At 73.2% G+C, this 15,196-nt stretch carries 12 protein-coding genes; 7 read left to right on the forward strand and 5 right to left on the reverse strand.

Annotated features, from left to right (window positions below; all coding sequences use genetic code 11):
* The first annotated feature begins 7 nt into the window (after positions 1 to 7).
* A complete protein-coding gene (locus ACZ67M_RS30355; protein WP_469853789.1) occupies positions 8 to 1,195 on the forward strand; it encodes an RNA polymerase sigma factor in 1,188 nt (395 codons plus the stop codon).
* Here the strand turns inward: ACZ67M_RS30355 and ACZ67M_RS30360 are convergent.
* Positions 1,131 to 2,690 carry an MFS transporter gene (locus ACZ67M_RS30360; RefSeq protein ID WP_469853790.1) on the reverse strand — a complete coding sequence of 520 codons (1,560 nt, stop codon included), beginning with the start codon at positions 2,688 to 2,690 and terminating at the stop codon, positions 1,131 to 1,133. The two genes, ACZ67M_RS30355 and ACZ67M_RS30360, sit on opposite strands and share 65 nt — an antisense overlap.
* Before the next feature lie 273 nt (positions 2,691 to 2,963).
* On the opposite strand from ACZ67M_RS30360, the gene ACZ67M_RS30365 reads away from it, so the two are divergent.
* Both ACZ67M_RS30365 and ACZ67M_RS30370 read left to right on the forward strand, forming a co-directional pair.
* Positions 2,964 to 4,700: a helix-turn-helix domain-containing protein gene (locus tag ACZ67M_RS30365; RefSeq protein WP_469853660.1), complete on the forward strand. Its 1,737-nt coding sequence runs from the start codon at positions 2,964 to 2,966 to the stop codon at positions 4,698 to 4,700.
* A gap of 148 nt (positions 4,701 to 4,848) precedes the next feature.
* Complete coding sequence (locus ACZ67M_RS30370; protein ID WP_469853661.1) at positions 4,849 to 6,213, forward strand: MFS transporter; 1,365 nt, start codon at positions 4,849 to 4,851, stop codon at positions 6,211 to 6,213.
* Between the two features lie 39 nt (positions 6,214 to 6,252).
* Here the strand turns inward: ACZ67M_RS30370 and ACZ67M_RS30375 are convergent, their stop codons facing one another.
* Positions 6,253 to 7,470, reverse strand: coding sequence for an MFS transporter (locus ACZ67M_RS30375; RefSeq protein ID WP_469853662.1), 1,218 nt, complete (start codon positions 7,468 to 7,470; stop codon positions 6,253 to 6,255).
* Between the two features lie 92 nt (positions 7,471 to 7,562).
* Between ACZ67M_RS30375 and ACZ67M_RS30380 the strand changes: the two genes are divergently transcribed.
* The 3 genes from ACZ67M_RS30380 to ACZ67M_RS30390 all read left to right on the forward strand — a co-directional run bounded on the left by ACZ67M_RS30380 (position 7,563) and on the right by ACZ67M_RS30390 (position 10,059).
* The gene (locus tag ACZ67M_RS30380; RefSeq protein ID WP_385801905.1) at positions 7,563 to 8,561 is read left to right on the forward strand and encodes an ArsR/SmtB family transcription factor; all 999 of its coding nucleotides are present in this window, start codon (positions 7,563 to 7,565) and stop codon (positions 8,559 to 8,561) included.
* Between the two features lie 9 nt (positions 8,562 to 8,570).
* Complete coding sequence (locus tag ACZ67M_RS30385; protein WP_361357605.1) at positions 8,571 to 9,092, forward strand: glutathione peroxidase; 522 nt, start codon at positions 8,571 to 8,573, stop codon at positions 9,090 to 9,092.
* Positions 9,093 to 9,198: 106 nt separating this feature from the next.
* Positions 9,199 to 10,059 (forward strand): MerR family transcriptional regulator, encoded by an 861-nt coding sequence (locus ACZ67M_RS30390; protein ID WP_361357602.1) that lies wholly within the window; start codon positions 9,199 to 9,201, stop codon positions 10,057 to 10,059.
* A 106-nt stretch (positions 10,060 to 10,165) separates the two neighbouring features.
* Here ACZ67M_RS30390 and ACZ67M_RS30395 read toward each other — a convergent pair whose 3' ends face one another.
* The 3 genes from ACZ67M_RS30395 to ACZ67M_RS30405 form a co-directional block, all read right to left on the reverse strand.
* On the reverse strand, positions 10,166 to 10,357 hold the full coding sequence (locus tag ACZ67M_RS30395) for a DUF397 domain-containing protein (RefSeq protein ID WP_361357599.1): 192 nt from the start codon (positions 10,355 to 10,357) through the stop codon (positions 10,166 to 10,168).
* Between the two features lie 177 nt (positions 10,358 to 10,534).
* Positions 10,535 to 11,392, reverse strand: coding sequence for a helix-turn-helix domain-containing protein (locus tag ACZ67M_RS30400; RefSeq protein WP_355830543.1), 858 nt, complete (start codon positions 11,390 to 11,392; stop codon positions 10,535 to 10,537).
* A 303-nt stretch (positions 11,393 to 11,695) separates the two neighbouring features.
* Positions 11,696 to 12,457 (reverse strand): GOLPH3/VPS74 family protein, encoded by a 762-nt coding sequence (locus tag ACZ67M_RS30405; RefSeq protein ID WP_161329570.1) that lies wholly within the window; start codon positions 12,455 to 12,457, stop codon positions 11,696 to 11,698.
* A gap of 144 nt (positions 12,458 to 12,601) precedes the next feature.
* Here ACZ67M_RS30405 and ACZ67M_RS30410 point away from each other — a divergent pair, with 144 nt between their 5' ends.
* Complete coding sequence (locus ACZ67M_RS30410; protein WP_469853663.1) at positions 12,602 to 15,076, forward strand: D-alanyl-D-alanine carboxypeptidase; 2,475 nt, start codon at positions 12,602 to 12,604, stop codon at positions 15,074 to 15,076.
* Positions 15,077 to 15,196: the final 120 nt, after the last annotated feature.

Raw genomic sequence — 15,196 nt, forward strand, 5'->3', positions numbered from 1 at the left:
CCAAGAGATGGACGAGGTCCTGCTGAGGAGCCTCACGCCGAGCGTGCTCGGCATCCTCGTCCGCCGCGGAGCGGACTTCGCGGCGGCCGAGGACGCGGTCCAGGACGCCCTGACGGAGGCGGTCCGGGTCTGGCCGGACGACCCGCCGCGGGACCCGAAGGGCTGGCTGGTCGCCGTGGCCTGGCGGCGGTTCCTCGACGCGACCCGGTCGGACACGGCCCGCCGCAGGCGCGAGGACCGGGTGGAAGAGGAGCCGGCGCCCGGCCCCGCCTCCTCGGTGGACGACACCCTCCAGCTCTACTTCCTGTGCGCCCACCCCTCGTTGACGCCGTCGTCGGCGGTCGCGCTCACCCTGCGCGCCGTCGGCGGGCTCACCACCCGTCAGATCGCCCGCGCCTACCTGGTGCCGGAGGCGACCATGGCGCAGCGCATCAGCCGCGCCAAACGCACCGTCTCCGGCGTGCGGTTCGACCGGCCCGGCGACGTGGCCACCGTGCTGCGGGTGCTCTACCTGGTGTTCAACGAGGGCTACTCGGGCGACGTCGACCTGGCCGCCGAGGCCATCCGGCTCACCCGGCAGCTCGCGGCCGCCGTCGACCACCCCGAGGTGGCGGGGCTGCTCGCGCTGATGCTGCTCCACCACGCGCGCCGCGCCGCGCGGACCGCGCCCGACGGCAGCCTGGTGCCGCTCGCCGAGCAGGACCGCGGCCGGTGGGACACCGCGTCGATCGCCGAGGGCGTGGCGATCCTCCAGGGAGCGCTGGCCCGCGACCGGCTGGGCGAGTTCCAGGCCCAGGCGGCCGTCGCCGCCCTGCACGCCGACGCGCCCACCGCCGAGGAGACGGACTGGGTGCAGATCGTGGAGTGGTACGACGAGCTGGCCCGCCTGACCGACAGCCCCGTGGTCCGGCTCAACCGCGCGGTGGCCGTCGGTCAGGCCGACGGCGCGCGGGCGGGTCTGGCGGCGCTCGCGGCGGTGGACTCCGCGCTGCCCCGGTACACCGCGGCGGCGGCCTACCTGCACGAGCGGGACGGCGACCCGGCGAAGGCGGCGCGGCTGTACGCCGAGGCGGCGCGCAAGGCGTCCAACCTCGCCGAACGCGACCACCTCACCCGGCAGGCGGCCCGCCTCAACGCCCGTCGCCCTCCCGGGGAGAGGTCCGGGACGGACGGCCCGCGTCCTCGGCCGGACTGACGTCGGGCGCCCGTCCGCCGGGATGCCGCAGGGCGCAGAAGTACCCGACGGCGAGGACGACGGCCATGCCGTAGAAGACCCACTGGTTGGCCTCGGCGAAGTCGAGGCGTACGGCGGACATGGCGTCCCGCATGGCGGTGGCGGCCGGACCGTCGCCGGTGGGCACGCGGGCGTCCGCGTTGCCCGTGACCGTCTCCGTGACCTGCCGGGCCACGGAGCGCTCGGTGTCCGGCGCCACGCCCCGCTCGCGCAGGGTCTGTTCGACGTTGTCGGTCATGGTGTGCGTCAGCATGGTGCCGAAGACGGCCAGCCCGACGCTGGCCGCGTAGTTGCGGACGGTCTGGGTGATGCCGGTGACCTCGCCGTACGAGGCGTCGATCGCGCGGTTGACGGCGTCCGTCGACGCTGGGGCGAGGATGAAGCCGATGCCCGCGCCGGCCAGGGCGACGTAGGGCCACTGGTCGTGCATCGACAGGTCCGTCAGTTTCCCCGCCCACAGCGCGAAGCCGACGGCGCCGAGCGCGCACCCGATCCGCAGTGCCGGACGCGCCCCCCGCTTGTCGAGGATGCGGCCGCCCCACTGGGAGGCGATGGCGAACCCGGCGAAGAAGTACAGCAGGTACAGCGCGGCCTGGTTGGGCGAGGCGCTCAGCGAGACCTGGGCGTAGACCGAGGCGAAGAAGAACACCGGGACGAACGCCAGCATCGCGAAGAACAGCACCAGCGCGTCCACGGTGAAGGCGCGGTCGCGGAAGACGGCGAGGTTGACCAAGGGGCGGCCGGGGGCGCGCAGTTCGTAGCGGCAGAAGACGTACAGGATCGCCAGGCCGCCCACGATGCAGGCCCAGGTCGCCACGGAGTCCCAGCCCCACGCCGCCGCCTGCTGGAAGCCGAGCACGCTGAGGCCCATGCCGGCGACGATCAGCAGGGCGCCCTTCACGTCCAGGGTCTCCGCGCGGCGGCGGTCGGGGATGCGGGCCAGCACCGTCAGGATCAGCGCGATGATCGCGACGGGGACGTTGACCCAGAAGATCGCCCGCCAGGTCCAGGCCGTCAGCCAGCCGCCGAGCAGCGGTCCGATGGCGGTGAGGGCGCCGGTGACGCCGAAGAACAGGGCCAGCGCACGTCCCCGGCGGGCGACCGGGAACACGGCGACGACCACGGCGAGCGCGGCCGGGAAGAGCAGCGCCGCGCCCAGGCCCTGGATGGCCCGGAAGATGACCAGCCAGGTCAGCGCGTAGTCCCCGGAGGGCACGCAGCCGCACAGCACCGACGAGATGACGAAGATCAGGGTGCCCGCCACGACGACCCGGCGCGGCCCCCACAGGTCGGCCAGGCGGCCGCCGAGGGCGAAGAAGGCGGCCAGCGAGAGCAGATAGGCGTTGATCACCCACTGCATGCCGGTGGAGGAGAGGCCGAGTTCGGAGACGATGTCGGGGGCCGCGATCGACACGATGGTCTGGTCGATGAAGGTCATCGCCACCGCGAACATCATCGCGGCCAGGGCCAGCGACTGGGAGGCGGCGCGACCGGCACCGAGCGCGTCCGGGTCCCGCTCCGTGTGCGTTCCGCTCACCCGGTCAGTCTGCGCCGGGCCTCCCGGCGGCGCATCCGGAGCCTTCGTGCCTCTGGCTGCCCTCGGGCGCCCCTCCCCGGCCCGCAGAGTGTGCGAAGGCCCCGCCACGCGGGAGTGTCCCGACGGTCCTTGACCCGATCGAGGCCGAGCGGAACACCGGTCCAGGCCCCTTGGCGCGTCTACGCTGCTGCGGTGAACGACGCCGCCCTGCCCGGCCACGCCGCCCGCCACCGACGCGGAACCCCCATCGACACCGTGGTCAGCCGCCTTGCCGACCTGCTGGGGCCCGGCCCTGCCCGGTGCGGACCCGGCGGCGAGGTGCACGACGTCGTCATCGCCGAGCCGGACGAGCCGCTCGACGCCGTACCCGGCGACGGCCTCCGCGGCGCCCTCGTCCTGGCGGTCGGCGCCCGCGGCCCCGAGGTGGCCGCGATGGTGTCGGCGGCCGGTGCCGCGGGCGCCGCGGCCGTCGCCGTACGGCTGCCCGCTGCGGAGTCGCGGGAGCGAGGGGGCGGCGGCTTCCCCGCCGGCGTACGGGCGGCCGCCGACAGCGCCCGGGTCGCCGTCCTCGGCGTGCCGCCCGGGGTGCGCTGGGACCGGGTCGCGGCACAGGCGCGCGCGGTGCTCTCCGACGGGCAGGGGAACTTCGGCATCGGCCCGGACCGCAGCGGTGACCTGTTCTCGCTGGCCCAGACCGTGGCGACGCTCACCGGCGGCCTGGTCAGCATCGAGGACGCGGCGCACCGCGTGGTGGCCTACGCGGGTCCCGGCGACGAGGCCGACGAGCTGCGGCGGCTGTCCGTACTGGGCCGCAGCTGCCCGGAGCCGTACCTGGCCCTGCTGCGGCGGCTCGGCGTGCACCGGCGGCTGCGGGAGGGCGACGAGGTCGTCACGGTGGCCGAGCAGCCGGAGTTGGGGGCGCGCGGACGGCTGGTGACCGGCGTCAGCTCGGGACGGCGTCCGCTGGGCTCGATATGGGTCCAGGAGGGTGCCCGTCCACTGGCCGAGCGGGCGCCCCAGATGCTGCGGGGCGCGGCCCGGCTCGCCGCCCCCCACCTCGTGGACCACTACTTCCAGGGCGACGCGCGGGCCCGGTTGGTCTCCCGCGAGGAACTCAGCCACGGCTTGCTCACCGGGCGTTTCGACGCTGCGGCGCTCGCGGCCCACTTGGGCATCGACCCGTCGGCGGGCGCGGACGTCCTGGCCGTGGACCTGCGGGGGCCCGTCGACGAGAGCGGGGCGGGCGGCTCTCAGGCGCAGCGCGCCGAGGCGGCGGGGATCGTGTCCGTGCACGCCGCCGCGCACCGCGAGAACGCCCTGGTCGTCCAGGCCTGCGGCCAGATCTACGCCGTCCTGCCGTCTCCGGCCGCCCCGTCGGCCGGATCGCACGCCGACGCCGAGGCGACGCTGCTGCGCTGGACCGGCGACCTGGTGGCCACGTTGCGCCGGCTGACCGGGACCGGCGCGCAGCCGGTCCTCGCCGGCCGGGCGGAGCGCCTGGCCGACATCCCGGCCGTCAAGCGGCGCGGCCACCGGGCACTGGCGCTGCTGGCCCGCACGCCCGACGTGCCGGTCGCCACCCACACCCGGCTCACCCCCGCGCTGCTGGTGCGCGACACCCTCGACCTGCTCGACGGGGCGCCGGAGATCCGATTCCCCCCGGTGGCCGCGCTCGTCGTCCGCGACCGCGAGCAGGGGACCGACCTGGCCCGGTCGCTGCTGCTCTACCTGGACGCCTTCGGCGACGTCGGCGCGGTGGCCCAGCGCCTCAACGTCCACCCCAACACGCTCCGTTACCGCGTCCGCAGGGCCGTGGCGCTGACCGGGATCGACCTGGACGATCCGGAGCACCGGCTGGCCGCCGCGCTCCAGTTGCGCCTGGACCTCGACGAGCGGGAGCGCGGGCGTACGGCCTTCCCGGCGCCCTGACGGCGGGCCCTGTCCGGCCGGACAGCGCGGCGGGTCGAGTGCTGTCCGCGCGGACAAGAACCGGGCCTCGGACGTCGGCTTACGTTCACACCCTGTTCGCGGGTTCCGCGACGGCGTCCCTTTCCCTCACCGCTCCGGAGGTCTCCTGATGCCTTCCTCCGCATCCCCCGACGTCCCCGAGTCCGGTATCCCCGAACCGGCCACCACCGTCCCCGGCGCCACCACGGCTCCGAACTCTCCCGCTTCGACGGACATGCGCAGGGTCGCCACCGCCAGCTTCATCGGCACGGCCATCGAGTTCTACGACTACTACATCTACGGCACCGCCGCCGCCCTCGTCCTCAACGACGCCTTCTTCCCCGAACTGTCGGAGACCGCGGGCACGTTGGCCACCCTGTCGACGTTCGCGATCGGCTTCGCCGCCCGCCCGCTGGGCGCCGCGGTCTTCGGCCACTACGGCGACCGCGTCGGACGCAAGGCCGTCCTCGTCGTCTCGCTGCTGATGATGGGCCTGTCGACCGGCCTGATCGGTCTCCTGCCCGGTTACGACACCCTCGGTGTGGCGGCGCCGATCCTGCTGGTGGTGCTCCGCCTGATCCAGGGCCTCGGTCTGGGCGGCGAGTGGGGCGGCGCGGCGCTGCTGGCCGTCGAGCACGCCCCGCGCGGGAAGCGGGGCCTGTACGCCGCCGCACCGCAGATGGGCTCCCCCGTCGGCTACTTCGCCGCCACCGTCACCTTCCTGCTGATGTCCTCGGTGCTCAGTGACGAAGCGTTCGACGGCTGGGGCTGGCGCATCCCCTTCCTGCTGTCCTTCGTGCTCGTCGCCGTCGGCCTGGTGATCCGGCTGCGGATCGCCGAGACCCCCGCCTTCGCGAAGGTCACCGAGCAGCGCGAGACGGCGAAGGCTCCGCTGCTGGAGGCGTTCCGCGTGCATCCGAAGGAGATGCTGCTCGGCGCGGGCATGATCACGGTCGTGTACGTCATGTTCTACACGGCGGCGACCTACTGCATGACGTACACGACGGACGACCTCGGGATCCCGAAGAACGACATGCTGATGCTGACCCTGGTCGCGGTGGTCGTCCTCGGCGTCTCCACCTACGCGGTGGCCCGCTGGTCGGACCGGGTGGGCCGCCGCAGGCTCATCATCGGCGGGGCCGCGTTCGGCGTGGTGTGGGGCGCCGTCCTCTTCCCGCTGCTCGACACGGAGAACTACTTCCTCATCGCCGTCGCCCTCAGCGGTGCCCTGCTGTGCATGGGCATCATCTACGGCCCGGCCGGCGCCTACATGCCGGAGCTCTTCGGGACGCGGATGCGCTACTCCGGCGCCGGGTTCTCCTACAACCTCGGCGGAGTCCTCGGCGGCGCCGCCGCCCCGCTGATCGTGACGGCGCTCGCCGAGAGCTACAGCGCGACGGTGGGCGGCTGGTTCATGAGCGGCATGGCCCTGCTCTCCCTGGCGTGTGTCCTGGCCCTGCCCGAGACCAGGGACCGGGACCTCGACGCGGTCTGAGCCCACCGCGACCGGCGCGGCGGCCGGCGGCCACGGGCGTCAGGCCGTCGCCCCCGCCACCCGCCTCGGCAGCAGCCCTCCGTCGGCCGCGCCGCGCCGGCTCGCCAGCGTCAGCGCGAGGGTCACCGTGAGCGAGCCCGCCGCCATCACGGTCATCGCCGTCGCCGGGGAGGTGAACTGGGCGACCGTGCCGGCCAGCGTCGCGGAGACGCCCTGCAGGGTGAGCATCCCGGCGGAGTGCAGTCCGAGGACGTGCCCGGAGAGTTCGTCGGGGGTCAGGGAGACCAGGCGCTCCTGCTGCACCAGGCTCGCGCCGAAGCCCACGGAGGCCAGCGCGACCAGTACGGCCGTCAGCGGCAGCGGCGGGCGCAGGAACAGCGCCAGGTACGGCGCGGCCAGCAGCACCAGCAGCGGGACGCCGAACCGCGGACGCAGCCGGGCCGGGAGCAGCCGGCCGACCGTCACGTCCCCCGCGAGCATGCCCAGCGCGGCGCAGGCGAACAGCGTGCCGGCCGCGCGGGGGTCGTAGGAGACGTACAGCGACTCGCAGCCGACGACGAGGCCGTTGGGGATCCACAGGGCCAGCAGCACGTGGCGGCGCGGACGGGCGGACCAGAGCAGGGCGTTGGCGCGCCAGGTGGCGCGCACCGAGGGGCGGCCGGTGGCGCGCGGCGGACGGCGGGTCAGCCGCAGCGCGAGGGCCGCGGCGGTGGCGTAGAGACCGGCCGCGAGCAGCAGGCACAGGCGCGGTGACAGCAGGGTGACCAGGACGCCACCGGCCGCGTATCCGGCGATCTGCATGACGCCGCTCATCATGTTGAAGAGCGAACGCCCCGTCAGGTAGCGCTCCTTGGAGAGGATCTCGGTCAGCAGTCCCCAGCGGACGCCGCCGCCGAGGGAGGCGATCAGTCCCTCGGCGAGGACGATGGCGAGCATCGCCCAGATGGGCAGGCCGGGCAGCGCGAGGGCGGCGGTGGCGGCGGCGAAGGCCAGGGAGAGCGCCGCCAGGGTGGTGCGCGGGGCGAGCCGGTCGGCGCCGGAGAGGAAGAGGGTGGCGCCCAGCACCTGGGCCAGTGCCGGGCCGAACATGCTCACCGCGGACAGCAGCGGCGACCCCGTCGCGCGGTACACCAGGGTGCCGAGCGCCAGTCCGCTCACCGTCTGGGCGGCGATGTTGGCCGAGGAGGAGAGGAAGAGGGGGCTGAATTCCGGGGTGCGGAAGAGGTCCGCGTAGCTCGTGCGGCGGGTGTCCGGCATGCGGGGAGTCTGGGCCGGCGCGGGGACCGGACGTTATTCTTTCGCGCCCGTGCGAAAGGTCGACGGCGGGAACAGTCGGTGGGAGGGGCCGTATGGGCTGGTGGCAGATCAACGCCGACACCCTCGCGCGCAGCCGTTTCGTCGTCTCGCCCCTGGCGGAGACCTTCGCGTGCCTGAAGCTGCTGCACGCCGGGGTGGCCGCGCACCCGGGCGAACGGGCCTGGCTCGACGCCCGGCTGCCCGCGTACCGGCGCCGGCTCGCGGACGATCCCGTGACGGCGCTGCTGGTCCGTTCGGGCGTCGGCCGGGAGTGGATCGCCGACTTCCTCACGCCCGCCCCGCGGGAGGGCGAGACCTTCGAGGAGGGCGTCGCGCGCGTCCGGGCGGCCCGCCCCGACGCGGCCCGCGCCGACCTGGCCGTGTCCCTCGGGGGTGTGCTGCCCGCCGCCCTGGACCGGGACGACCTGCCCGAGCGCGCCGCCGCGCTGCTGGAGGACGTCTGGGCGGAGGCCGTACGGCCCGACTGGGAGCGGCGCCGCCGTGTCCTGGAGGCGGATGTCGTCGCCCGGACCGCGCGGGTCAGCCGGGGCGGCTGGGCGGCGGTGCTCGACGCGCTGCGGCCCGGCACCCGCTGGCTCGGCGACAGCCGCCTCCAGATCAACCTCAACCCGTACCCGCCGCGCGACCTGTCCGGGGCCGAGCTGGCCCTCGTGCCCATCACCCCGCAGCGACAGGGCTGGGTGGCGTGGGAGGAACCGGAGCGGTACGCGGTGGTCTACCCGTGCACGGGTGCCCTCGCGGACGACGGTGCGCGGACCGTCCCCGCGGCGCTCGGCGCGCTGCTCGGCCCGGCCCGCGCGGGTGTGCTGGTCCTGCTGGGCTCCCCGATGAGCACCAGCCAGCTGGTGGGGGTGACCGGACAGGCCCTCGGCTCGGTCGGACGGCACCTGCGGGTCCTGCTGGACGCCGGCCTGGTGGAGCGGCGCCGGGCGGGCCGGTCGGTGCTGTACTCACGGACGGCGGCCGGCGAGGTGCTGGTCGAGGCGGCGACCGGGGAGGCGGGCGGGGGTCCCTTCACCGGGCGGAGCTAGCATCCGGGCATGACGACCTCAGAGAACGCGCGCAGCAGTGAAAGCCTCCCCCTCGACGTCGGGATCGACGCCCTCCAGGGCGGGTCCGCCGACCTCTCCCAGTACGCGGGCCGGGTCGTACTGGTGGTCAACGTGGCCTCCAAGTGCGGGCTCACTCCGCAGTACGCCGGCCTGGAGCGGCTGCACGAGCGGTACGCGGAGCAGGGCTTCACCGTGCTGGGCGTGCCCTGCAACCAGTTCATGGGCCAGGAGCCCGGCAGCTCGGAGGAGATCGCCGAGTTCTGCTCGGCGACGTACGGCGTCACCTTCCCGATGACCGGGAAGGTCGATGTCAACGGCGATGACCGCCACCCGCTCTACGACCGCCTGACCGGCTTCGCCGACGCCGAGGGGCACAGCGGGGACATCCGCTGGAACTTCGAGAAGTTCCTGATCGGACGGGACGGCAAGGTGGCCGCCCGGTTCGCGCCGCAGACCGAGCCGGAGGCGGCCGAGGTCGTGGCGGCGGTGGAGGCCCGGCTGGCGGACTGATCGACCGCACCGGAACGACCCGGGGGCGGTTGACCTTCCCCCTGGGTCAGGCCCGAGCGTCGTCGTCGCCGGGCGGAGAAGCCGTCCGGCGACGGAGGATGACGACGTGGACGACGCGCGGGACGACGGGCTGCTGACCATCGGGGCGTTCGCCGAGAGGGCCCGGCTGTCGGCCAAGGCCCTCAGGCTGTACGACCGGATGGGCCTGCTGGTGCCCGCCCGGGTGGACGAGGCCACCGGCTACCGCTACTACCGCGCCGGCCAGGCGGAACGCGCCCGGCTGGTGGCGCTGCTGCGCCAGCTGGACATGCCGCTCGCGCGGGTCGCGGAGGTGGTCCGCGCGGACGGGCCCCGGGCCGCCGCCCTGCTGGACGCCTACTGGGCGGAAGTGGAGGCCCGGGTGGCCGGGCAGCGCACGCTCACCGAGCACCTCCGTGGACGACTGTCGGGGAGGAGCTCCGAGATGTACGCGAGGTTCGAGGTCGAGACGGTGGACGTGCCCGAGCAGGTGGTGATCAGCGAGACCCGGCACACGCTGGCGGCGGAACTGCCGGCGTGGATCGGCGCCTCGCTGGGGCGGCTGGAGGAGGCGGCCCGCGGTTGCGGAGGCGTGACGGCGGCGCCGTACGTCGTCTACCACGCCGAGGTGTCGATGGAGAGCGACGGCCCGGCGGAGTCGTGCGTCCCGGTGGCCGACGAGGCGGCGGCCCGGGCCTGGTGCGAGGAACGCGGGCGGGTCTGGCAGACGCGGGTGCGGGTGGAGCCGGCCGGGCGGCTTGCCTACACCCGGATCACCAAGGCGCAGGTCGCGCATCCGCAGATCCTGACCGCGTTCGAGGCGGTGGAGGCGTGGATCGCCGATCAGGGGCTGACGGCGGCGGGACCCTGCCGCGAGGTGTACTTCGCCGACTGGGAGGCGGCGGGTCCGGAGGACCCGGTGTGCGACATCGCCTTCCCGGTGAGGTGAGGTGAGATGAGGTGAGACAGAGCCCTCTCGGCAAGGTCGGCGAACTGGTCGAGAGGGCTCCGCCGTCGGTACTGCCGGGCGGTGCGTGGAGTCGTTCCCGGGGGTGTTACTCCTTGACCGACCCCACGAACGCGGTCCACGCGTCGGCGGGGAAGGCGAGGACCGGGCCCTCCTGGACCTTGGAGTCACGGACGGCGAGCGCCGCCACGACGGGTGACCGGACCTCGACGCACGCGCCGTTCCCTCCGGAGTAGGAGGACTTGGTCCACGATTCCTGGGCGCCCTGACGAATTGCCATGTCTGCTCCGATGGCGAGTTGCTGAGTGCGGTTTACGCCAATGACGTGTGATCTTTGGCGTGATCGACGCTACTCGCTGACCTTCCCGTACGGAGCAGCCATTCACCCGACCGGATGGCATATTCCAGGTGAGTCTTCCAGTACCGCCAGTCAGAGGTGTAGCATCCGCCCCCCTTCTCAGCGTGCGTACTCCTTCGCCACATCCTCGATGCGCTGGCGCGACTGCTCCACGTTGAGCGCCTGCGCCCGCAGGTGCTCGTACATCACCGTGTACTTCTGCACGTCCAGCGCCTTCTCCAGGTACAGGTCGCTGGTCACGCCCTCGATGTAGACCACGCTGGAGTCGGCCGCGTCGGCGAACTCCAGGATCGAGTACTGCCCGTTGATGCCGGGGTGCGCCCCGACGTCGAACGGCAGCACCTGCACGGTGATGTGCGGCAGCTGCGACATCTCGGCGACGTGCTCCAACTGCTCCCGCATGACCTGCTTGCCGCCCACCACGCGGCGCAGGCTGGCCTCGTCGAGCACCACCCACAGCCGCAGCGGGTTGTTCTGGGCGGCGATGCGCTCCTGGCGCCGTATGCGGACCTGCACCCGTTTCTCGATGTCGGCGACCGAAGTCTCCGGCAGGGCGCCCTGGATGAGCGCCTCGGCGTACGCACGGGTCTGCAACAGCCCGGTGATGATCTGCGGTTCGTAGGTCCGCAGCGACTCCGCGTCGGTCTCCAGACCGATGTAGACGCTGTACGGGATGTCCCCGAAGGCGTGCCACCAGCCCTGCTGGCGCGAGTCCTTGGCCATCTGCATCAGCGAGTCGACGATCCGCTGGTCCTCGACCTCGTAGACCCCGCACAGGTCGCGGACGTCGCGCTGGCTGATGCTGCGCCTGCCGTTCTCCAGGCGGCTGATCTTCGACTGCGAGACCAGCAGCCGCTCCGCCACCTCCTCGGCCGTCATGCCCTTGAGCTCACGGAGCCTGCGCAGCTCCTGGCCCAGCCGACGCCGCCTGACGGTGGGATTGACACTCGACGCCACGGAACGTGCACCTCCGGCTGCGTGACTCATACTTGCCACTTTGCGTATCTGCTGCTGAGCAGACTGCCACCAAGGTGGTTTCTACCGCTGGCAAACGGTCCATATGCGCCGCGTACACGCCAGTTCGGAACGCCACCCGTACACATGGCCGCGCGGGGCGGCGGGCCGGGCCGCCGTCCGGGCATGCCGGACGGACGGTCGGTCCCGCCGCCCCGCGCGGACCTGCGGCTCCCGTGACCGGGCTTGGGGACTGGCGGTGCGGCGGTGCGGTACTGCGTGTGCGTCACTGCGGTGCGGTGCGGCTCAGTGGGCCACCGCACGCGCCATGGATCCGTGGCGTGGTTGCGCCGGAACACCGCGAGCGGGTTCCGGAGCGGGCCTGCCACCCGGTCCGGCGGCCTGACGGCCGGCCGGTGCGGCCGGAGCGCGGCGTTGCTGCGCCCCCGCGCCGTTCTGGACGTCCATCACCGCGTGCGCCACCAGGCCGCCCATGGGGTCGTGCCTGATGAGGTCCCGCAGGCGGGACCGCGACGAACGTCCTTCGTTGCCCGGGTAGAGGTGCTTGCCGAGACCGACCGCGTGGGCCAGCGCGGCGAGCGCCGCGGTCCGCGGATCCGGCGGGACGCCGGTGCGGATCGCCGAGTCGAGGCGGGCCTTGATCTCCCTGCTGATCGCCGTGTCGGTCGCCTGGTAGCGAGTCGTCGGCAGCACCCCGCACATCTGGCCCTCCACGGCATGCACCATGCCGCATCGCTCCAGATGCGAGAGGTAGGTCTGGCGCAGCCCCAGGCGGGGCCCGCCAATCCAGTTGACCGCCCGTACGGGAGCGCCACGCCTTCGCAGCAACTCCAACGCGCAGTCCAGTGTTGGATCTCCTGTCGGCCGTGGTGCCACCACGGCGATACGATCCCCGTCTGGGGCTATCCGTCCGGCCAGCGCCAGCTCGACCAGCTGCGCTCCGGCCAGACCCAGGTCGAGCGACTGCGGCTGTGCGGTGGTACCCGTGGTCGGGTCCAACGCCAGCAGCAGAAGCTCCTCCGGAAGTGTTCTGCGGCTCCTGCCCATCCATGCCTCCCCGCGTGGATGAGACACAGGGTGACCCCTCTCACATTGGTCTGTCGAGGGTGCGTGACCTGTTTGTAGTGGAACCAGTAGGTATGTCGTTCTCGTCTTCCGCGTGGGTTCCCCCCGTACACAGGACACTGGTAAATGGTTTCGGTACGGGATCGGCAGCGCGCACAGCACGTGCGGCGCATGGAGGAGGCATCGGTGGCGGGCGAGTCCCCCGACAGGTCGAAGCAGCGCGAGTCGTCGGAAGAACCGACGTCGGGGAGCGCGGGTCCGGTTCCCGAAGCCAGGACCGAGGCGAGCGAACGGCGTGATCCGCGGCTGGCGGTCTCGCGGGAGGACGCGAAGTCCGCGGCGTCCGCCGGGTCCGACGGCGCGGAGCGCCCGCGCGGGGGCGTCGACACGGCGACGCGAGTGCTGTCGGTCCGCGAGACGGAGACGGAGACGGCGCCGGACGAGGCGGAGGAGACCGGGTCCGCCGAGGAGGCGCCGGCCGAGGAGGCCGAGGACTCCGGGGCGGCCGAGGAGGCGCCCGCCGAGGAGGCGGAGGCCGCCGACGAGGACGCCCAGGACGACGAGAGCGACAAGGGCGACGCGGCCGACAAGGCTGAAGTGTCCGACGCCTCCGACGCGTCGGACGACTCCGAGGAAGCGGATACGCCGGAGAAGTCCGAGAAGTCGGATACGTCTACTACGTCTGCCGCGTCCGAGAAAGAGGAAGACGCCGGGGACGACGCCACCCCCGGCGACGGGCGCCTGCGGGACGCCGTCGCCGCCTGGGTGGCGACGGCGGACGAGCGGGCCGCCGCCAACGCACGCCTGGAGGCCCCGGAGGCGGACGAGGACGCCGAGGGCGCCCGGAAGGACGCCGAGGCCCCCGAGGAGGCTCCGGAGGCCGACGAGAAGCCCTCTGACGCCCCCGCGGAGGACGCCCGTCCGGTCGACCAGCCCACCGCCGTGTTCCAGACGCGGCCCGCCAAGCCGCCCGTCGACCAGCCCACGACGATGCTGAAGCTGGGCGACGTCGCCCCGGCCCGCAAGAAGTCCGACAAGGATGTCGAAGACACCGAGGACGACAAGGCGGGCAAAGCAGATAGGGCAGACGAGGCGGGCAAGGGAGACAAGGCCGACGAGCCGCGCGACGTCGAGCGGACCAGCAAGTTCGTGGCACTGCGCCACCTCGACGACCCGGCGACGCGCAAGCCGCCGGGCGCCCCGAAGGCACCCGCCGAGCCCGCCCAGCCCGCCGAGCCGCCGCGGGTCCCCCGCAACGCCCCCACCGCCGCCGTACCCCAGGTCGGTCCGGAGCGGACGACGCAGCAGCCGCTGCCGCCGAAGCCGCCGCTGGACCTGCTGGCGGAGCTGACCAACACCCCGCCGCCCCCGGAGACCCCGCTGCGGACCACGGTGCGCCGGGTCAAGATCTGGACGCCGCTGGTCATCCTGCTGCTGATCGTCTTCGCGGTGGCGCAGTCGATGCGCCCGCTGCCCGCGCCGACCCTGGACCTCACGGCGGAGGACAGCTTCACCTTCGAGGGCGGCAAGCCGCAGATCCCGTGGCCGTCCAGCGGGCAGGCCGCGCTCGACGTGCAGGGCATCGGCACCTTCGGCTCGTCCGGCGACCAGAAGCCCGTGCCGATCGCGAGCGTGGCCAAGGTCATGACCGCGTACGTCATCCTGCGCGAGCACCCGCTCAAGAGCGGCGCCGAGGGCCCGAAGATCAAGATCGACCAGGCCGCCGAGGACCAGTCGCAGGCCGGCCAGGAGTCGACGGTCAACGTGTTCGCGGGCGACTCGATCTCGCAGCGCGAGGCCCTCGAGAGCATCCTCATCGCGTCCGCGAACAACGTGGCGCGACTGCTCGCCCGCTGGGACGCGGGGTCCGAGAAGGCCTTCGTCGAGAAGATGAACGCCACCGCCGAGGACCTCGGCATGGCCAACACCACGTACACCGACCCGTCGGGCCTGAACAACACCACCGTGAGCACCGCCGTGGACCAGGTGAAGCTGGCCAAGGCGGCGATGACGGAGCCCGCGTTCCGCGAGGTCGCGGCGATGATGTCCTACGACGACTACAAGGGCGTCAACCACTCCAACTGGAACCACCTGGTCGGCCACAACGACGTCGTCGGCATCAAGACCGGCACCACCACCTCCGCGCTCGGCAACCTCGTCTTCGCGGCCAAGAAGGACGTCGACGGCGAGACCCGGACCATCGTCGGTGCCGTGGTGCGGCAGCCGGCGGGCGGCGCGGACAACACCATCCTCGGTGCCGCGCTGGACTCCAGCGACAAGCTGATCCGGGCCGCGCAGGACACCCTGGAGTCGTCGACGATCGTGAAGAAGGGCAGCGTCGTCGGGTACGTCGACGACGGCCTCGGCGGCCGCACGCCGGTCGTCGCCACGCAGGACGTCAAGGCGGTCGGCTGGGCCGGGCTGACCGTGAAACTGACGTTCAAGGCGGACGAGGTGCCGCACACGGCGAAGGCCGGGACGAAGGTCGGCACCCTCGCCGTCGGCGACGGCGGCAGCAGCGGCGCGGTGAAGGTGCCGGTCGCCCTCCGGGACGACCTCGCCGAGCCCGGCTTCACGGACAAGCTCACCCGCGTGAGCTGAGTCCACGGGCCCGCACGGGCCGGACAGACGCCCAACGCCCCCGTGGCCGACCGGCCGCGGGGGCGTTCGCGTGGGGCGCCGGAAGTGAGGAAGCCACGGTGCGGGCGTGCGTGCTAGCGT

This window comes from Streptomyces sp. NPDC107500 (assembly GCF_055582785.1).